Below are 16473 nucleotides of genomic sequence, written 5' to 3'. Positions count from 1 at the left end.
GCATGAGCGCACGCAGACCCAGAGATGGGAAACAGCGCCTGTTTTCAATTCCTACCGGCACACCGTTTTTGCCAGCTTTTGCCAGGGCACTTCTGGAAGGGCGGCTGGTCGACGGTTTTCCCGGCAATCCTTCCGATCCGCTGGCGCTGGCCAATGCGACCATCTATGTGCCGACGCGCCGTGCCGCACGTGCTTTGCGGTCCATTTTGGTCGATATGAATCCGGCTAAAGTACTTCCGGCAAGAGCGGCGTCCGGTTTTGCATCCGGAAATGCGTCGGAAAAAAAGAGCGCCATTTTGCCGACGATAAAACCGTTGGGCGATGTGGATGAGGACGCCGCTTTCTTCAATGCCGGTTCGTCAGGCGTGTTCGACATCAATCCGCCAATCGGCACGGCGGAACGGCTTCTGCTTCTGGCGCGATTGATCCGTCCGTGGCGGGAATCGCTGCCCTCGCATGTGCGTGCCTTGTTTGGCGTTGACGATGTTTCCGTTCCGGCGACCACTTCCGATGCGATCTGGCTTGCCCGCGATCTGGCCGGCCTGATGGATCAGGTCGAAACCGATGGGGCGAAGTGGAGCGAGCTTGCGACGATTGCCCCGGAAGACCTCGCCGACTGGTGGCAGGTCACGCTTGGCTTTCTCAATATCGTCACCAATCTCTGGCCGGATATTCTGGCGGAGCGCAAGCTTTCAAACCCTGCCGCGCATCGCAACGATCTCATCTGGAGCGAAGTTAAGCGGCTGCGCACCCATCCGCCCGCCGGTCCTGTCATCGTTGCCGGTTCCACCGGTTCCATACCCGCCGCTGCGGAACTGATTTCCGCCATTGCGGAACTGCCGAATGGCGCGGTGGTGCTGCCGGGGCTGGATCGCGACCTCGACGACGCAGCCTGGCAGCTGCTGGCATCGGCAACCGACGATCCCTCGACTTACGGTCATCCGCAGTTCGGTTTGCGCAAGCTTCTGGATGCAATGCAGACCTTGCGCGAAGATGTGGAACATCTGGATGACATGCCCACTTCCAAACGCCTGCGCGAGCGGGTGGTGAGCGAGGCGCTGCGCCCGGCGGAAACGACCGATGCGTGGGGCAAGCTCGATATGGAGACGGACAGCCTGCACGCTGCCGCGAAGACGATCGACCTGATCGAAGCCGCCAATGAGCGGGAGGAGGCGCTGGCCGTCGCTCTCGCCTTGCGCGATGCGATCAATGAAGAAGGCAAGACGGCCGCGCTCGTCACCGCCGACCGCAATCTGGCGCGGCGCGTGGTCGGCGAACTGGCCCGCTTCGGCATCGATGCCGACGATTCCGGCGGTCGGCATCTGCGCGATGTCGAAACCACGACATTGCTGCGCCTGCTGGTCGAGACGGTCTTCAATCCCGGCGATCCGGTTGCCCTGCTGGCGCTGGTCAAGCATCCGCTGCTGCGGCTGGAAGCTCCTCGTATCGAACGACGCCTTGCCGCCGAAACGCTTGAACTCATCGCCTTTCGCGGTGGAACGGGCCGGGCCTCCGTGCTCGATCTTCCCGCATTTTTCGACCGGCGGCTGGAGGAAAGCGCCAGCCAGACGTGGCAACCGGCATGGCATGACACGGTTACGCCGGACATGATCGCGGCGGCACGAAATCTTTGCGAAAGCCTGTCGAACGCGGTGGCGCCGCTCGCCCCTTTCGTCATCGCCGGACGCCGAACCGAGATCGGCGAAATCGCGCGCGCCACGGTCGAGGCGCTGGAAAACCTTGCCCGGAACGAAAAAGCCAGCATCGCGCCATTTTATTCCGGCGAACGCGGGGAACAGCTCGCCGCCTTTTTGCGCGGTCTGGTTTCAAGCGAAGCCGGGCTTGATTTCGAAGCTTCGGAATGGCCAGCCGTGCTGAATGCGCTGATGGCGGGCGAGACGGTCAAACCGCATCCGGGCGGTCATCCGCGTCTCTTCATCTGGGGTGCGCTGGAAGCGCGCCTGCAAACCATGGATACGGTGGTGATCGGCGGTCTCAATGAGGGGAGCTGGCCTGCCCGCACCCGTAACGATCCGTTCATGTCGCGCCCGATGAAGTCGATGATCGCGCTCGATCCGCCTGAACGGCGCACCGGCCTTGCCGCCCACGATTTCCAGATGGCGCTGGGCATGGATCATGTCGTGCTGACGCGCTCGCAGCGTTCCGACAATGCGCCCACGGTTGCCTCGCGCTGGCTGCAGCGGCTTGAAACGGTGCTGGGTGCCGATGTCACTGCGCAGATGCGCAGGCGCGGGTCACGTTTCATCCAGTGGTCACGCGAAATCGACCGGGCCGAAGACGTGCCTTTCGTGAAAAGGCCGCAGCCCGCTCCTCCTGTCGCTGCCAGGCCGAAGCATTTTTCGGTGACGGAAATCGAAACGCTGCGTCGCGACCCTTATGCGATCTTCGCCAGGAAGATATTGAAACTGCGGCCGCTGGAGCCTCTGATCCGCGACCCGGCTGCGGCTGAACGCGGCACTTTGTTCCACGACATTCTGGGTCATTTCACGCAAGAGGCAATCGATCCGCTGGCGCCCGATGCCGCCGACCGCCTAATGGAACTCGGTCGCATTCTTTTTGCCGATATGGACCTGCCGACGGAAATCGAGGCCGTGTGGTGGCCACGCTTCACGGCGCTCATCCCGCAATTTCTGGCCTGGGAGCGCGAGCGCGCCTATAACGTCCAGACCCGGTTTGCCGAGATTTCGTCCGACAAGCGCGAAGTGGAAGGGCTTGGCATCACGCTTTCGGGCCGTGCTGACCGTATCGACCTGATGCGCGACGGGACCGCCGAAATCATCGATTACAAGACCGGCTCGACACCGTCGCCCCGACAGGCCCATGTGCTGCTGTCGCCGCAGCTCGCGCTGGAAGCCGCACTTCTGGTGCGCGGCGCGTTCCGGGAACTGGGCTCGGTCCGTGCTTCGGACCTCACCTATGTACGCCTCAAGGCGGGCGGCGAGGTGAAGCCGGAGTCGATCCTCAAGATCGGACGACCGCCATCGGAGAAAACCGCACCGGCGCTTGGCGAGGAATCCTGGCAGCGGCTGGCGCAATTGCTGGCCGAGTATCAGAAGCCGGAAAAAGGTTATCTTTCCCGTGCGCTACCATTTCGTGAAACCGATCTGACGGGCGATTACGATCATCTGGCGCGGGTGCTGGAATGGTCCGCCGGTGGCGATGCTGGCGGGGAGGGCGAGGCGTGAAGAAGAAGCTCCATATTCCGCCGGAAACATTGTTTGCGCAGGGCAGGGCCGCCGATCCGGCGGCTTCCGTCTGGGTGTCCGCAAATGCAGGTTCCGGCAAGACGCATGTTCTGACGGAACGGGTTATCCGCCTGCTGCTGGAAGGCACCGACCCTTCGAAGATTCTCTGCCTCACCTATACCAAGGCGGCGGCGGCGGTGATGCAGAACCGCGTGTTCATGCGGCTTTCCGAATGGGCCGTCTTGCCCGATGAAGAACTGGCCGAACGTCTGAAATCACTGGAAGGCCGCAGACCGGGCGATGCCCGTCTCGCGGCGGCGCGACGGCTGTTTGCGCGTGCGCTGGAAACGCCGGGCGGGCTTAAAATCCAGACCATCCACGCTTTCTGTGAAGCGATCCTGCACCAGTTCCCGCTTGAGGCGAACATTGCCGGTCATTTCGAGATGATGGATGATCTGATGCAGGCCGCGCTCGTCGGTGAAGCACGGCGTCAGTTACTCGAAACCGCGCATGGCGGCGGCGATATGGAACTGGCGGCTGCCTTCGCCGATGTCTTACAGGCAGCAGGCGAGATGGGCCTGCAATCGCTTCTCGATGAAGCCGTAAGCCGGCGCAATGGTTTGCAGACCTATATCGCCGAACTGGGCGTTACCGCGCATCGCAGCGAAGCTTTTCACCGGGCATTCGGCTTTGACCCACAAACCAGCGAAGACGATCTCCTTGCCGATCTCTGGCCTATACCGGAATTTTCCGACGATGCGCTCGATCTCATCATGTCGATCCAGAAGGGCGCGTCGCGTGCGCAGGATTTTGCGCTGCAACTGCGCCGTTTCGACAAGGTGACGGGCCAGCGCGACCGCGAAGCGGTGTTGCGCGCGGCATTTCTCAAAAGCACGGGCGAGCCTAAATCCGGCTCCTATGTCTGCTCGGCGGCGGTGAAAAAACTTCTGCCGGATTTCGAGGAGGATTTCGATGCGGCGGCGGCGCGTGTCGAACGGGGGCTCGACCGGTTGAAGGAATTGCGTCTGGTGCGGCTCAATCTGGCCGCGCTGACGCTGGTTGACAATCTGCTGCAACGCTATCACGATCTCAAACGAAAGCGCGGCCTGCTCGATTTCGAGGATCTCATCACCCGGACCGTGGCGCTGCTTGCCCGCAACGGGGCAGGGCAATGGGTGCAATACAAGCTTGATCGCGGCATCGACCATATTCTGGTCGATGAGGCGCAGGATACCAGCCCCGACCAGTGGCAGGTGATCCGCATGCTGTCGGAGGAGTTTTTCTCCGGCCTCGGCCAGCGCAATATCAGCCGCACGCTCTTTGCCGTCGGTGACGAAAAACAGTCGATCTATTCGTTTCAGGGCGCAGTGCCGGAGGATTTCGCGGCGCAGGGCAAGGTGATTGACACTAAAGCGCGCAATGCCGATCTCACATTTAGAGAAGTGCGCTTGAATTTTTCCTTCCGTTCCGCTCCAGATGTGCTTCAAGCCGTGGATGAGGTGTTTGCCAGACCCGAGGCTAATCGTGGACTGGGAGATGCAATAACCCACTCAGCCATTCGCGCCGATGCGCCGGGCGAGGTGGAAATCTGGGACATGCTGACGCCGGAAGAGGTGGAAGAGCCTGATGACTGGCGCGAGCCTGTCGATCATCTGGCGGCGCCTGCTGTGCGGCTCGCGGATCAGATCGCGGCCACCGTTCGCCATTGGCTGGATAGCGGCGAAATTATTCCGGGCCAGAACCGGCGGATCATGCCGCGCGACATCATGGTTCTGGTGCGAAAGCGCGACCAGTTCATGCCCGCCTTGTCGCGGGCGCTGAAAAACCTGTCCGTCCCCGTCGCAGGCGCCGACCGCTTGCGGCTCACCAGCCATATCGCCATTCAGGACCTGATGGCGCTCGGTCGTTTCGTGCTGCAGCCTTCGGACGACCTTTCGCTGGCATCGGTTCTGAAAAGTCCGCTGTTCGGCTGGGATGACGATCAGCTTTTCGAGCTTGCCCACCCGCGGGGCTCAAGCCTCACGCTGTTCGAACGGCTTTATCAGGTCTCGCGTGGCGATGCGGCGCTGGCCGAGGTGCACAAGACCCTGAGCCGCTGGCGCAACATGGCCGACACCATGCCGGTGTTCGAATTCTATGCACGCATATTGAGTGCGGATGGTGCGCGGCGAAAACTTCTGGCCCGGTTGGGGCCGGAGGCTGGCGACATCATCGATGAATTCCAGAATTATGCGCTTTCCACCGAGCGCGCCGGTCTGCCGGGCCTGCAGGCATTCCTTGAAACGCTGGATGCGGCATCGCCGGAAATCAAGCGCGAACTCGATCAGGGCCGCAATGAGGTGCGCATCATGACTGTCCACGCCGCCAAGGGGCTGGAAGGGGCGGTGGTGTTCCTGGTCGATCCGGGAAGCGCGGTCTGGACCGGCAGCCGCGCGCCAAAGCTCATTCCTTTTGATTTTTCAGACGGCAATCCGCCGGTGAGAGGCTATCTCTGGCAACCCAATGCCGGATACCAGACCGGATTCACGGCAGCGCAGATCGATAAGCTGAAGACACGGGCCGAGGAAGAATATCGCCGCCTGCTTTATGTCGGCATGACGCGGGCCGAGGATCGCCTCATCATCTGCGGCTATCGCGGCGCGCGCGAAAGCGGCGAGACATGGCATCGTCTTGTCGAGGATGCGCTGGCCGCCAAGGCCGAAACATTCGTGCATCCCGTGCTGAAACTTGCGGCACGGCGCTATCGCAACACGCCGCGCGGAATGGTCGAGATTGTCGATCAGGACAAGACCGAGGATCATGCGCTGCCTTCGCTGCCGCGCGACTATTTGCGGCCGATAAAGCCGGAAACCGGATTGCCGCGTCCGCTGGCGCCGTCGGGCGCTTCGGCCCTGATCGAAGCGGACGAGGAGCCGCCGCTCGATACGTTTTCGCCGGTTCTGGGACCGGGCAACGGGTCGCCAGCCTTTGCGCTGCGGCGCGGCACGGCGATCCATATGCTGCTGCAATATCTGCCCGATGTGCCACAGGCCGACCGCGAAACGCTTGCGCATGACTATCTTGACCGCATCGCTGCCGACTGGCCGGAACCGGAGCGGCAGATGGCATGGCAAAGCGTCAGGACTATTCTCGACGATCCGACCTACGCGCCGGTCTTTGCGCAAGGCTCACGCGGGGAAGTTGCCATTATGGGCACGATCGAGCTTGGCGGGCGCGATCATGCCGTGTCAGGCCAGATCGACCGCATCAGCGTCGGTGAGAACCGGGTGCTGATCGTCGATTACAAGACCAATCGACCGCCGCCGAAAACCATCGAGGCGGTTCCTTTCGCCTATCGGGCGCAGCTTGCGCTTTATCGGGAATTGCTGGTTCCCCTCTATCCGGGGCGGATTGTCGAAACGGCGCTTCTGTTCACCGAAGGTCCGTTTTTGATGCCGTTGCCGGATGCGATTCTGGACGAGGCGTTGCAGTCACTGAAAGACTCTCAAGTAAAGGTGACGAACCAGAACTTGACGGATGGCAGCAGACACGCCACATGATATAGCGAATAAAGAGCGGAATGTGTTGTGAGTCTGGAAAGACGTCTGCCGTTCTTGGAGAGAAAAGAGGATAGCCCTATGGCAACCGTTAAGGTCGATAACAGCAATTTTCAGTCGGACGTTCTTCAGTCCAGCGAGCCTGTCGTGGTGGATTTCTGGGCGGAATGGTGCGGTCCCTGCAAGATGATCGCTCCGGCTCTGGACGAAATCGCGACCGAAATGGCCGGTCAGGTCAAGATCGCCAAGGTCAATATCGACGAGAATCCGGAACTGGCCGCGCAGTTTGGCGTGCGTTCGATCCCGACGCTTCTGATGTTCAAGGACGGTGAGCTCGCCGCAAATATGGTCGGCGCTGCTCCGAAGAGCCGCCTTGCCGACTGGATCAAGGCTTCGGCTGCATAATCAGCGCGTCAAAGTAATAAAAACCCGGCCTTCGAGCCGGGTTTTTTGTGGGTGCGCACAAAGAGTTCGGACTTACTTCGACTTTTTCTGCGCGCGGGCTCGGTCGTCGTCGCTTGGATTGCATTCCTGATGCGGTCCCGGAACGTAGAATTTTCCGTCAGGGGCGGGGTTGGTGCCGCCATCACATCCCGGCATTCCATTTCCCTTGCTTCCCCCATCGCCGCCATTGCCGCCGGACTGAGCGAAAGCGGGTGTCGCGACGCCAACCGCAAGGAATAGAATTAAAAACACAAACGTCCTCATCTCGATTCCTCCTGTGGAGCGAGACAGATTGCTCGTTATTCATTCTATTGCCGGAAAACCTTTGCCGCATCCCCCACTTGTTGCCAGCAACTGGTCAATCAAACAGGCGGAGTTCCATTGTCTCGCAGGACTTCACCCGCAAGGTAAAGCGATCCGCCGATCAGGATACGAGGCGGCACTTCATCCGGGGGCCAGGTGTCGCGCAGAAGTTTCAACGCATTGGCAACCGAATGAACGGGCTCCGCCGAGAGATTGGCCTTCTGCGCTGAAACCGCCAGCTCATCATTGGGAATGCCCGCATCGCTGGACGGGATCGGCACGGTGAAAACGTGCCGCGCCATGCCGGAAAAAGCTTCGAAATAGCCGACCGGATCCTTGGTGTTGATCATGCCGGTGATGAGGAACAGCGGGCGTGCATTACGCTCCTCAAGATCGCCGAAAGCTTCCGCGATCACTGCGCCTGCACCCGGATTATGACCGCCATCGAGCCAGATTTCGGAGGCTGCCGGAGCCATGTCGACCAGCGCCCCGTGGGTCAGCCGCTGCATGCGAGCCGGCCAGTCCACCACCATCAGCGCCTTTTCCACCGCCTTGTCGGTCAGGCTGAAACCAGCCATCTGCACGGCCTCGATTGCAGCTGCGGCATTGGAAATCTGGTGGCGTCCCGGCAGGCGAGGTAATGGCAGGTCGATCAGGCCGTCCTCGTTCTGGAACACCATGCGTCCGTGTTCCTCGAAGGCGAGGAAGTCCTGTCCATAGACCGAAACCGGACAGTCGAGCCGGTCCGCTGTCGAGACAAGCACTTCGCGCGCCGCATCGAAGGGCTGGAAGCCGACGACGACCGGGCAATCCTTCTTGATGATGCCGGCCTTTTCGGCGGCGATAAGCTCCACACGATCACCGAGATAGGCCTGATGGTCGATGGAGACCGGCATGATGAGCGAGACGGCGGGATCGGTAATGACATTGGTAGCGTCGAAACGTCCGCCGAGACCGACTTCCATGACGACGACATCGGCCGGATGCTCGGAAAAGAGCACGAAGGCGACCGCCGTCAGGATTTCGAAAACGGTGATATGCTGCCCGTCATTGGCCGCTGCAACACGCTCTATCGCGTCGGCCAGAACATCGTCGCTGACCAGCCTTCCACCTCCGGGCGCCGCCAGACGATAGCGCTCGTGCCAATGGACGAGATGCGGCGAGGTGTGGACGTGAACGTCGAAGCCGCCTGCTTCCAGAAGTGCGCGGCAGAAAGCCGTTGCCGATCCTTTGCCATTGGTTCCGGCAATGTGGATGACCGGCGGCAGCTTCAGATGCGGATTGCCGAGCTTTTCCAGAAGACCGCGGATGCGGTCGAGGGAAAGGTCAAAGCCCTTTGGATGCAACTGCATAAGCCGCTCGATTGCGGCGGCGGCTTTTTCTGTCACGATCAGGCTGCCTTGCCGTTTGCTTCCGTCTTCTTGCCGTCCGGAGTATCGCTGTTGGCGGGCTGCTTGGTCATGATCTTGAGCAGGCGGGCAATCGTGCTCTTCAGTTCAAGGCGTGAGACGACCATGTCGACCATGCCGTGTTCCATGAGATAATCGGCGCTCTGGAAGCCTTCCGGCAGCTTTTCGCGGATCGTCTGCTCGATGACGCGCGGTCCGGCAAAGCCGATCAGTGCACCGGGTTCCGCGATGTGGATATCGCCCAGCATGGCATAGGAGGCCGTCACGCCGCCCGTGGTCGGATTGGTGAGGACGACGATATAGGGCAGGCCGGCTTCTTTCAGCATTTCCACCGCAACCGTGGTGCGTGGAAGCTGCATCAGCGACAGGATGCCTTCCTGCATACGCGCGCCACCCGAAGCGGCGAACAGGACCATCGGGCGCTTCAACTCGATAGCCTTTTCAAAGCCCTGGATGATCGCTTCGCCGGCGCCCATGCCGAGAGAACCGCCCATGAAACCGAAATCCTGAACGGTGGCGACGATAGGCAGGCCTTCAATGGTGCCGATGCCGTTGACGATGGCGTCGTCCATGCCGGTGCGGGTGCGGTAATCCTTGAGACGGTCGATATATTTCTTCTCGTCACGGAATTTCAGCGGATCGACCGGCACTTTCGGCGCTTCAAGCGTGGTGTATTCGCCATTGTCGAAGAAGAAACGCAGACGGTCCTTCGCCTTGATGCGCATGTGATGGCCCGAGGACGGGATCACGAACTGATTGCTCTCAAGGTCCTTGTGAAACACCATTTCACCGGTCGACGGATCCTTGATCCAGAGGTTTTCCGGCATTTCACGGCGGCCGAGCATCGAATTGATCTTCGGACGAACGTAGTTGGTGATCCAGTTCATGACGTTTGGTTCCGTTTCTTGTTCTTCGGCAAAGAGCTTGTCAGGCGCTTAAATGGACGATTTATTGGGCGGCTTCAAGGCGTGTGGCGCGCACGCTCTCTGCAAGAGCGTGGACAAGCCGGGTTGCGGCGGCGACTGGATCGCCCTTCGCCTTGCCGTTTTCGTCCAGTTCACCGGCAATCGCGTTGACAATCGCCGTGCCGACGACGACGCCATCGGCATGGGTGGCGATGGCTGCTGCCTGCTCGGGCGTCTTGACGCCGAAACCGACGCAGATCGGCAGTTCGGTGCTCTTCTTGATATGGCGCACGGCTTCGCCGACCTTTGCCGTATCGGCAATGGCCGATCCGGTGATGCCGTTCATCGAGACGTAATAGACGAAGCCCGATGAATTGTGCAGCACCTTCGGCAGACGCTTGTCGTCGGTGGTCGGCGTGGTGAGGCGAATGAAATTGATGCCAGCCTTCATGGCAGGAATGCAAAGCTCGGCATCCATTTCGGACGGAAGATCGACGACGATCAATCCGTCCACGCCGGAGGCCTTGGCGTCGGCCAGAAAACGTTCCACGCCATAGATATAGATCGGATTGTAATAACCCATCATGACGATCGGGGTGGTGTCGTCTTCCTTGCGGAATTCTGCCGCCATGTGCAGCGTCTTCGCCAGCGTCTGCCCGGCATTGAGGGCGCGCAGGCCAGCGGCCTGAATGGCTGGGCCGTCTGCCATCGGATCGGAGAAGGGCATGCCCAGTTCAATCACGTCCGCACCGGCCTTCGGCAGGGCCTTCATCACCTTGAGCGAGGTTTCCAGATCGGGATCGCCGCCCATGAAATAGGTAACGAGCGCCGGACGGCCCTCGGCCTTCAGTTCAGCGAATTTGGTGTCGATGCGAGTAGTCATACCGTGCCCCGTGGCAAAGTGCGCGCCAGATAGTCGGCAACGGGCTTGCCCGCCATCGCCGTTTCCATCCATGCGCGCCGTTCAAAGTCTATGATTCCGAGTTCCCACACGCAGGCCATCAAAAGCGGCTGTGCGGGCATGAATTCCACCTCGTCGCCGAGTTCCGACTGCCAGAGGATTTCCGTCGCGATGCCGCCTTCAAGCCACCAGTGCAGGAGCAGCCACAGGCCTTCCTCGCCTTGATGCAGAATGGCGAAACCCACACCCAGATGTGGCAGGGCGGCCAGTTTTTCAGCGGCGGTCTCGATCTGTCTGCGAGCGAGGCCGACAGCGGCTTCCGCGACAGGGTTGGCCGGATCGGCTTCGATGATATTGAGCTTGATCGTCGCCGGACCGCACGTCGCCAGGCCGTCGAACCAGGCGGAACGCGGCTTGTAGACGGAGATTTCGGCGACGTCGCTACCCATGTCAGATGTCCATGCCGAGAAGCTTGCCGACCGTGTGGACATCCTTGTCGCCACGACCGGACAGATTGACGATCATGACCTGATCCTTGCCCATGGTTGGCGCCATTTTCACGGCCTGCGCGATGGCATGGGCGGATTCGAGTGCCGGGATGATGCCTTCGGTGCGGGTGCAAAGCTGGAAAGCGTCGAGCGCCTCATCATCGAGGATTGGCACATAGTCGACGCGCCCGCTGTCCTTGAGCCACGAATGTTCGGGACCTACGCCCGGATAATCGAGACCAGCAGAAACGGAATGGCCTTCGAGAATCTGGCCGTCATCGTTCTGGAGAAGATAGGTGCGGTTGCCATGCAGCACACCGGGACGGCCGGCGCTCATCGAAGCGCAATGTTCGTCACCGTCGAGACCGCGTCCGCCTGCTTCGACGCCGACGATCTTCACGGAGCCATCGTCGAGGAAAGGATGGAACAGGCCGATGGCGTTGGAGCCGCCGCCAACCGCTGCCACGATCACGTCCGGCAGGCGTCCTTCCTGTTCGAGTATTTGCTGGCGCGCCTCATTGCCGATCACGGACTGGAAGTCACGCACCAGTTCCGGATAGGGATGCGGACCGGCGGCGGTGCCGATCAGATAATAGGTGTCTTCGACATTCGTCACCCAGTCACGCAGGGCTTCGTTCATCGCGTCTTTCAGCGTGCCGTTTCCAGCGGTGACGGGCTTCACTTCGGCACCGAGCAGCTTCATGCGGAACACATTCGGCTTCTGGCGCTCGACATCGGTCGCGCCCATATAGACGACGCAGGGCAGGCCGAAACGCGCTGCAACGGTGGCAGACGCCACGCCATGCTGGCCAGCGCCGGTTTCGGCGATGATGCGGGTCTTGCCCATGCGCTTGGCAAGCAGAATCTGGCCAAGACAATTGTTGATCTTGTGGCTACCGGTATGGTTCAGGTCTTCGCGCTTGAAGTAGATTTTTGCGCCGCCCAGATGCTTCGTCAGGCCTTCGGCATAATAGAGCTTGGAAGGACGACCGGCATAATAGGTGGAAAGCGCGGAAAGCTCAGCCTTGAATTCAGGGTCGTTCTTCGCCGTTTCATAGGCTTCCTGCAATTCGAGGATCAGCGGCATCAGTGTTTCGGCAACGAAGCGTCCGCCGAAAATACCGAACATGCCCTCTTCATCCGGGCCTGTTTTATAGGAATTGGGTTCAACCGGCTTGTTCAACGCTTTCGCTCCGTCATTTCAGGCTGTCTGCGGGCGTCAGCGACAGCCCGGAAAAAATTCTCGATGAGACGCACATCCTTTTCGCCGGGCGCGCGCTCGACGCCGGACGATATATCGATACCCGGCGCCTGCGTCTTGTGCAGCGCTTCGGCGATATTGTCCGCATTCAATCCACCGGAAAGCATGTAATCGATATCGGCGTCAAGCGCAGCCAGAAGTTCCCAGTCGAATGACACACCGTTGCCGCCCGGAAGGTCTGATCCCTTCGGCGGCTTGGCGTCGAACAGGAAGCGGTCGGCTATGCCCTGATAGGCTGCAATCGCGGTAAGATCGCTGGCTTCACGCACCGAAAAGGCCTTCATGACCGGCAGGCCATAACGCGCCTTGATGAAGGCTACGCGTTCCGGCGTCTCATGACCGTGCAGCTGCAGAATGTCGGGCTTCACCGCTTCCACGATCTCATCCAGCGTTTCATCGTCGGCGTCGACCGTAACGGCGACCGCAAGCGCTCGTCCCCTGACCGCACCGCGCAAGCCTGCCGCTTTCTGCGGTGTTATATGGCGCGGGCTTTTGGGAAAGAAGATGAAACCGATATGCGTCGCACCGCCGTCGAGGGCGGCGGCAACGGCGTCGGGGGTTTTAAGCCCGCATATCTTGATATCGAGAACCATGGTTTTCCGTCGCATAAATCGGGGGGCTACTCAAGCTATTCCGTCCATTCCCATCTATTCGGAGACCGGATGGCCATCAAAACCCTGTGCGATCAGAAAATCATACGCCTCCATGACCTCAAGGGGAACTGCCTGCGCGATCTGGTAGCCCTTGGCGGGATATTCCAGGATACGCTGCAGGTCGCCCGTCATCTCATGGACAAGCATTTCAACCGGATGATCAGCCGTCGGCTGGTCCTCGAAGGCGGTGAGCGGCGCGGTGATGCTTGCCCGCGCTTCCGGCCATTGCCGGGCCACGGTCGCCAGAACGCGGCGCTGGGTCTGCGGCTTGGTCACGAGGATGGCGCTGATGGCGCCGGGGGCGAGTTTTTCGCGGCTGAACCTTATGTTTTCGCCGATATTGGTGGCGTTGGGCTCGATCGCGATAGCTTTTTCCGGCACGCCGCGCCTGATGGCTATTTCGGCGAAGGCTTCCGCTTCGCTGTTCTTATAGAGTTTCTCCGTCCAGTGACCGCTTTTGCCGGTAAACACGAGCCACGTCGCCATGCCCTCCAGAAACAGATCGGCAGCCCTTTCGGCCACGCGCGGATCGTAGCTGCCAAGCCCGATGATGACATCGGCGGTTTCAAGCGGATCATAGATGCAGTGATAATCCCACAGCACCCGGGCGGCGTTCAGTACGGATGATTTCATGTGAAGTCGATTGCCTGCAATGCGCTGCCATTGCGCTTCAGCCAAGCCTTGCAGCGCTCCGTATCGGGGCAAAGCTCATGGCAGAGTTTCCAGAATTTCGGCCCATGGTTCATCTCGATGAGATGAGCCACCTCATGGGCGACAAGATAGTTGATCACCGGGGCAGGCGCCATGCCGATGCGCCAGGAGAAGGAAAGGACACCGTCCGAGGTGCATGATCCCCAGCGGCTTTTCGTATCCTTGAAACGCACCGCCTTGGCCATGCGGCCTACAATGGTGGTGTGACGGACGACAAGCGCCTCGATCTCGCGCTTCACGTCGCGCTTGATGTGATCGGCAACGCGGCGCGGCAGATGTGCCGGGTCACCATGGACGAGCAGAATATTGCCTTCGAGAAGCTCGGTCGTGCCGCGTCCGGGCTGATGCACGATCTTGTGCGGAACGCCGCGCAGGGGAATTTTGATACCGGCGCGCACGCCCGGCTGGTCCGGCAGTTTTGCGATACGGCTTTCGATCCAGCCCTCGTGGCGGTTGAGGAAGCTCAACACTTCGCGCTCGGGAAGTCCGGGCGGAACCGTGACGCGCAATCCCTTGCCGCCTGCTTCTATGCGCAGGGTCAGCCTTTTGGCGCGCGGATTCTCGAAAACGCGCAAGGGAAGTTCCCGTCCGGCGACCGCATGAATGCGTTCGCTGCGAACTGTCGTCGTTCCAGCGGATGCCCCTTTACCGCTGATTTGCCGAAGAAAGGAAAGGCCCATCGTCCAAGAATAAGCGATTCGCTCCGGAGCGCATCCCGAAAAGTGCAAAGCGGTTTTCGGAATGCGACTTGCGTGGAACGTGTTGAAAAAGCCGGTATTTCTGTGAAAGACAGGAAAACGGCGCGGTCAAGCCGCGCCGTCCAATGATTTTCAGACCTGTTTCATCGATCAAAGATCGGTGATGTCGTCCTTGCCGCCTTTCGCGCGCGGGGCAGGTGTCTTCTTCGAGGCCGCACGGCGCTCGGCCATGAAGCGGTCGAATTCTTCCTTGTCGCGGGCGCGGCGAAGTTCGGCGGCATAGGCCTCGAATTCGGCGCGTGCTTCTTCAAGCTTGCGGCGTTCTTCGGCCAGTCGCTCCAGCTCCGCGCGACGCCAGTCGTCAAAAGCCTCGTTGCCGGTTGTGCCGCCGAAGTTGAAGCTTTCACCCTTGCGGCAGTTGCGGAACGAGCCGAACATGGAATCGGTCTTCTCGTTCATGCCCCGCTTGAACCCTTCGAGGCGATCACCCCACAGGATATAGGCGAGCATGGCAAGGCCAAGCGGCCAGAACAGGAAAAAGCCGAGCACCATCAGCGCAATCGTGGCTGGCGTCCATGCCGGGCGGATCAATGCAGTATTGGTCATGGTCTGCTCCGTCAAAAAGCGCATGCCATTCAACCGTTCGACAATCGTCCGGCCACATGCGCGAAACCAGGGCCTGCCAGCCCACCCATACGGGGATTTTCTTCTGGCGGCTTGACTTCGACGTGGTGAAAAGATTGCGGCTTTTCAAGAATGCAACCGGAGGATTCAGGCTGCACGCCCCGTAACCAATGTGATTAATTCGAAATTTTTTTGCGAAGATGTTCGAGAAAAGTCACGCAAAGCCCGGCTATCAGCGCCCAGAAGGCGGAGCCGATGCCGAAAAATGCCATGCCGGAGGCTGTCACCGCAAAGGTTATGGTCGCCGCAAGCCGCTCCTGTTCATCCTTGAGCGCCAGTGACATCGCATTGATGAAAGGGCCTGTCAGCGCCAGACCGGCAACAAGGGCGATGAGTGTCACCGGCAATACGGCGAAGATCGCGACCAGTGATGCCCCGAAAAGGGCAAACACCACATAGATCGCGGCATAGACCGGGCCGGTTAGCCAGCGCCTGGCGGCATCGGGATGCGCGTCTGGATTGGTGCAAAGCGCTGCCGAAATCGCGGCAAGATTGGTGGTCGACGCGCCGAAAGGAGCCGTCAGCAGGGAAAACAGGCCGGTTACGCGCAGGCAGGCGCTGGTCGGCGGCTCATAGCCTGAAGCGCGCAGCACGGCGAAACCCGGCAGGTTCTGAGATGCCATGGTCACCAGATAGAGCGGGATCGCGATGCCGACCATCGCACCCATGTGGAACTCGGGCCAGATGAGGGTGAGCGTGGAAATCTCGGGCGCGGGCAGGGCGGGCGATCGCCCCGTGACCAGAGCAAAGACCATGCCGATGACCAGAACGGCAATGACGGCGAGCGACGGATTGAACAGGCGGATGACGAAGAACAGCGCCACCAGCGGCAGAACGAACACCGGATCGCCGGGCACGGTCTTGGCGGCGGCAATGACGAAACTGAGCAGCACGCCTGCAAGCATGCCCGACGCAACGGAAGCCGGGATGCGCGAAACGAGCACCGACAACTGGCGGATAAGCCCGGTGGCGACGAGCGCCAGTGCAGTCACGATGAATGCGCCGACTGCTTCCGGCATGCTGAAACCGGCGCTGGCTCCGATGAGCGCCAGGCCCGGTGTGGACCAGGCTGCGATGATCGGCATCTTGTAGCGGATGCTGAGCCAGGCGGATGAGGCGGCAATCGCAAGGCATATCGCCGTGACCCAGCTTGCGGTTTCGGCCTGTGTGGCGCCCAGCACCTGCGCGGCCGCAATGATGAGGGCCAGCGTGCCGCCGAAGCCGACAATGGCTGCGACCGCGGAGGAAGCGAAAACCGAAAACCGCATGACTGT

General features: G+C 60.6%; 14 protein-coding genes. 3 read left to right on the top strand and 11 right to left on the bottom strand.

Annotated elements, in window-relative coordinates; genetic code table 11:
• Positions 1-2 precede the first annotated feature (2 nt).
• The 3 genes from addB (at position 3) to trxA (ending at position 7147) form a co-directional block, all read left to right on the top strand.
• The gene (gene addB / locus ACS5UA_RS12640; RefSeq protein WP_443101377.1) at positions 3-3206 is read left to right on the top strand and encodes a double-strand break repair protein AddB; all 3204 of its coding nucleotides are present in this window, start codon (positions 3-5) and stop codon (positions 3204-3206) included.
• Complete coding sequence (addA, locus tag ACS5UA_RS12635; protein ID WP_443101376.1) at positions 3203-6745, top strand: double-strand break repair helicase AddA; 3543 nt, start codon at positions 3203-3205, stop codon at positions 6743-6745. The genes addB and addA overlap by 4 nt, the downstream gene beginning before the upstream one ends.
• 78 nt (positions 6746-6823) lie before the next feature.
• Complete coding sequence (trxA, locus tag ACS5UA_RS12630) at positions 6824-7147, top strand: thioredoxin (protein ID WP_006473274.1); 324 nt, start codon at positions 6824-6826, stop codon at positions 7145-7147.
• Between the two features lie 72 nt (positions 7148-7219).
• Here the strand turns inward: trxA and ACS5UA_RS12625 are convergent, their stop codons facing one another.
• The 11 genes from ACS5UA_RS12625 to ACS5UA_RS12575 form a co-directional block, all read right to left on the bottom strand.
• Positions 7220-7438, bottom strand: coding sequence for a hypothetical protein (locus ACS5UA_RS12625; protein WP_273771996.1), 219 nt, complete (start codon positions 7436-7438; stop codon positions 7220-7222).
• 110 nt (positions 7439-7548) lie between these two features.
• Entirely contained in the window at positions 7549-8841 is a 1293-nt protein-coding gene (locus tag ACS5UA_RS12620) for a bifunctional folylpolyglutamate synthase/dihydrofolate synthase (RefSeq protein ID WP_171053464.1), read from the bottom strand.
• A gap of 38 nt (positions 8842-8879) precedes the next feature.
• Positions 8880-9785: an acetyl-CoA carboxylase, carboxyltransferase subunit beta gene (gene accD / locus ACS5UA_RS12615; RefSeq protein WP_006468087.1), complete on the bottom strand. Its 906-nt coding sequence runs from the start codon at positions 9783-9785 to the stop codon at positions 8880-8882.
• Positions 9786-9846: 61 nt separating this feature from the next.
• On the bottom strand, positions 9847-10686 hold the full coding sequence (gene trpA / locus ACS5UA_RS12610) for a tryptophan synthase subunit alpha (protein WP_100647639.1): 840 nt from the start codon (positions 10684-10686) through the stop codon (positions 9847-9849).
• Positions 10683-11153: a hypothetical protein gene (locus ACS5UA_RS12605; protein WP_112671860.1), complete on the bottom strand. Its 471-nt coding sequence runs from the start codon at positions 11151-11153 to the stop codon at positions 10683-10685. The genes trpA and ACS5UA_RS12605 overlap by 4 nt, the downstream gene beginning before the upstream one ends.
• A gap of 1 nt (position 11154) precedes the next feature.
• Positions 11155-12375: a tryptophan synthase subunit beta gene (gene trpB, locus ACS5UA_RS12600; RefSeq protein ID WP_112671862.1), complete on the bottom strand. Its 1221-nt coding sequence runs from the start codon at positions 12373-12375 to the stop codon at positions 11155-11157.
• Positions 12372-13046, bottom strand: a complete 675-nt coding sequence (locus ACS5UA_RS12595; RefSeq protein WP_063619827.1) for a phosphoribosylanthranilate isomerase — start codon at positions 13044-13046, stop codon at positions 12372-12374. The genes trpB and ACS5UA_RS12595 overlap by 4 nt, the downstream gene beginning before the upstream one ends.
• Before the next feature lie 54 nt (positions 13047-13100).
• Positions 13101-13739: a YdcF family protein gene (locus ACS5UA_RS12590; RefSeq protein WP_063619828.1), complete on the bottom strand. Its 639-nt coding sequence runs from the start codon at positions 13737-13739 to the stop codon at positions 13101-13103.
• Entirely contained in the window at positions 13736-14497 is a 762-nt protein-coding gene (locus ACS5UA_RS12585) for a M48 family metallopeptidase (RefSeq protein WP_063619829.1), read from the bottom strand. The genes ACS5UA_RS12590 and ACS5UA_RS12585 overlap by 4 nt, the downstream gene beginning before the upstream one ends.
• 168 nt (positions 14498-14665) lie before the next feature.
• The gene (locus ACS5UA_RS12580) at positions 14666-15121 is read right to left on the bottom strand and encodes a DUF2852 domain-containing protein (RefSeq protein ID WP_063620054.1); all 456 of its coding nucleotides are present in this window, start codon (positions 15119-15121) and stop codon (positions 14666-14668) included.
• Between the two features lie 194 nt (positions 15122-15315).
• Positions 15316-16467 carry a benzoate/H(+) symporter BenE family transporter gene (locus tag ACS5UA_RS12575; protein ID WP_063619830.1) on the bottom strand — a complete coding sequence of 384 codons (1152 nt, stop codon included), beginning with the start codon at positions 16465-16467 and terminating at the stop codon, positions 15316-15318.
• Positions 16468-16473: the final 6 nt, after the last annotated feature.

The organism is Brucella sp. RRSP16, from assembly GCF_052246815.1.
GTDB classification, from domain to species: domain Bacteria; phylum Pseudomonadota; class Alphaproteobacteria; order Rhizobiales; family Rhizobiaceae; genus Brucella; species Brucella intermedia.
This window is presented reverse-complemented; position numbering and strand designations above follow the sequence as displayed.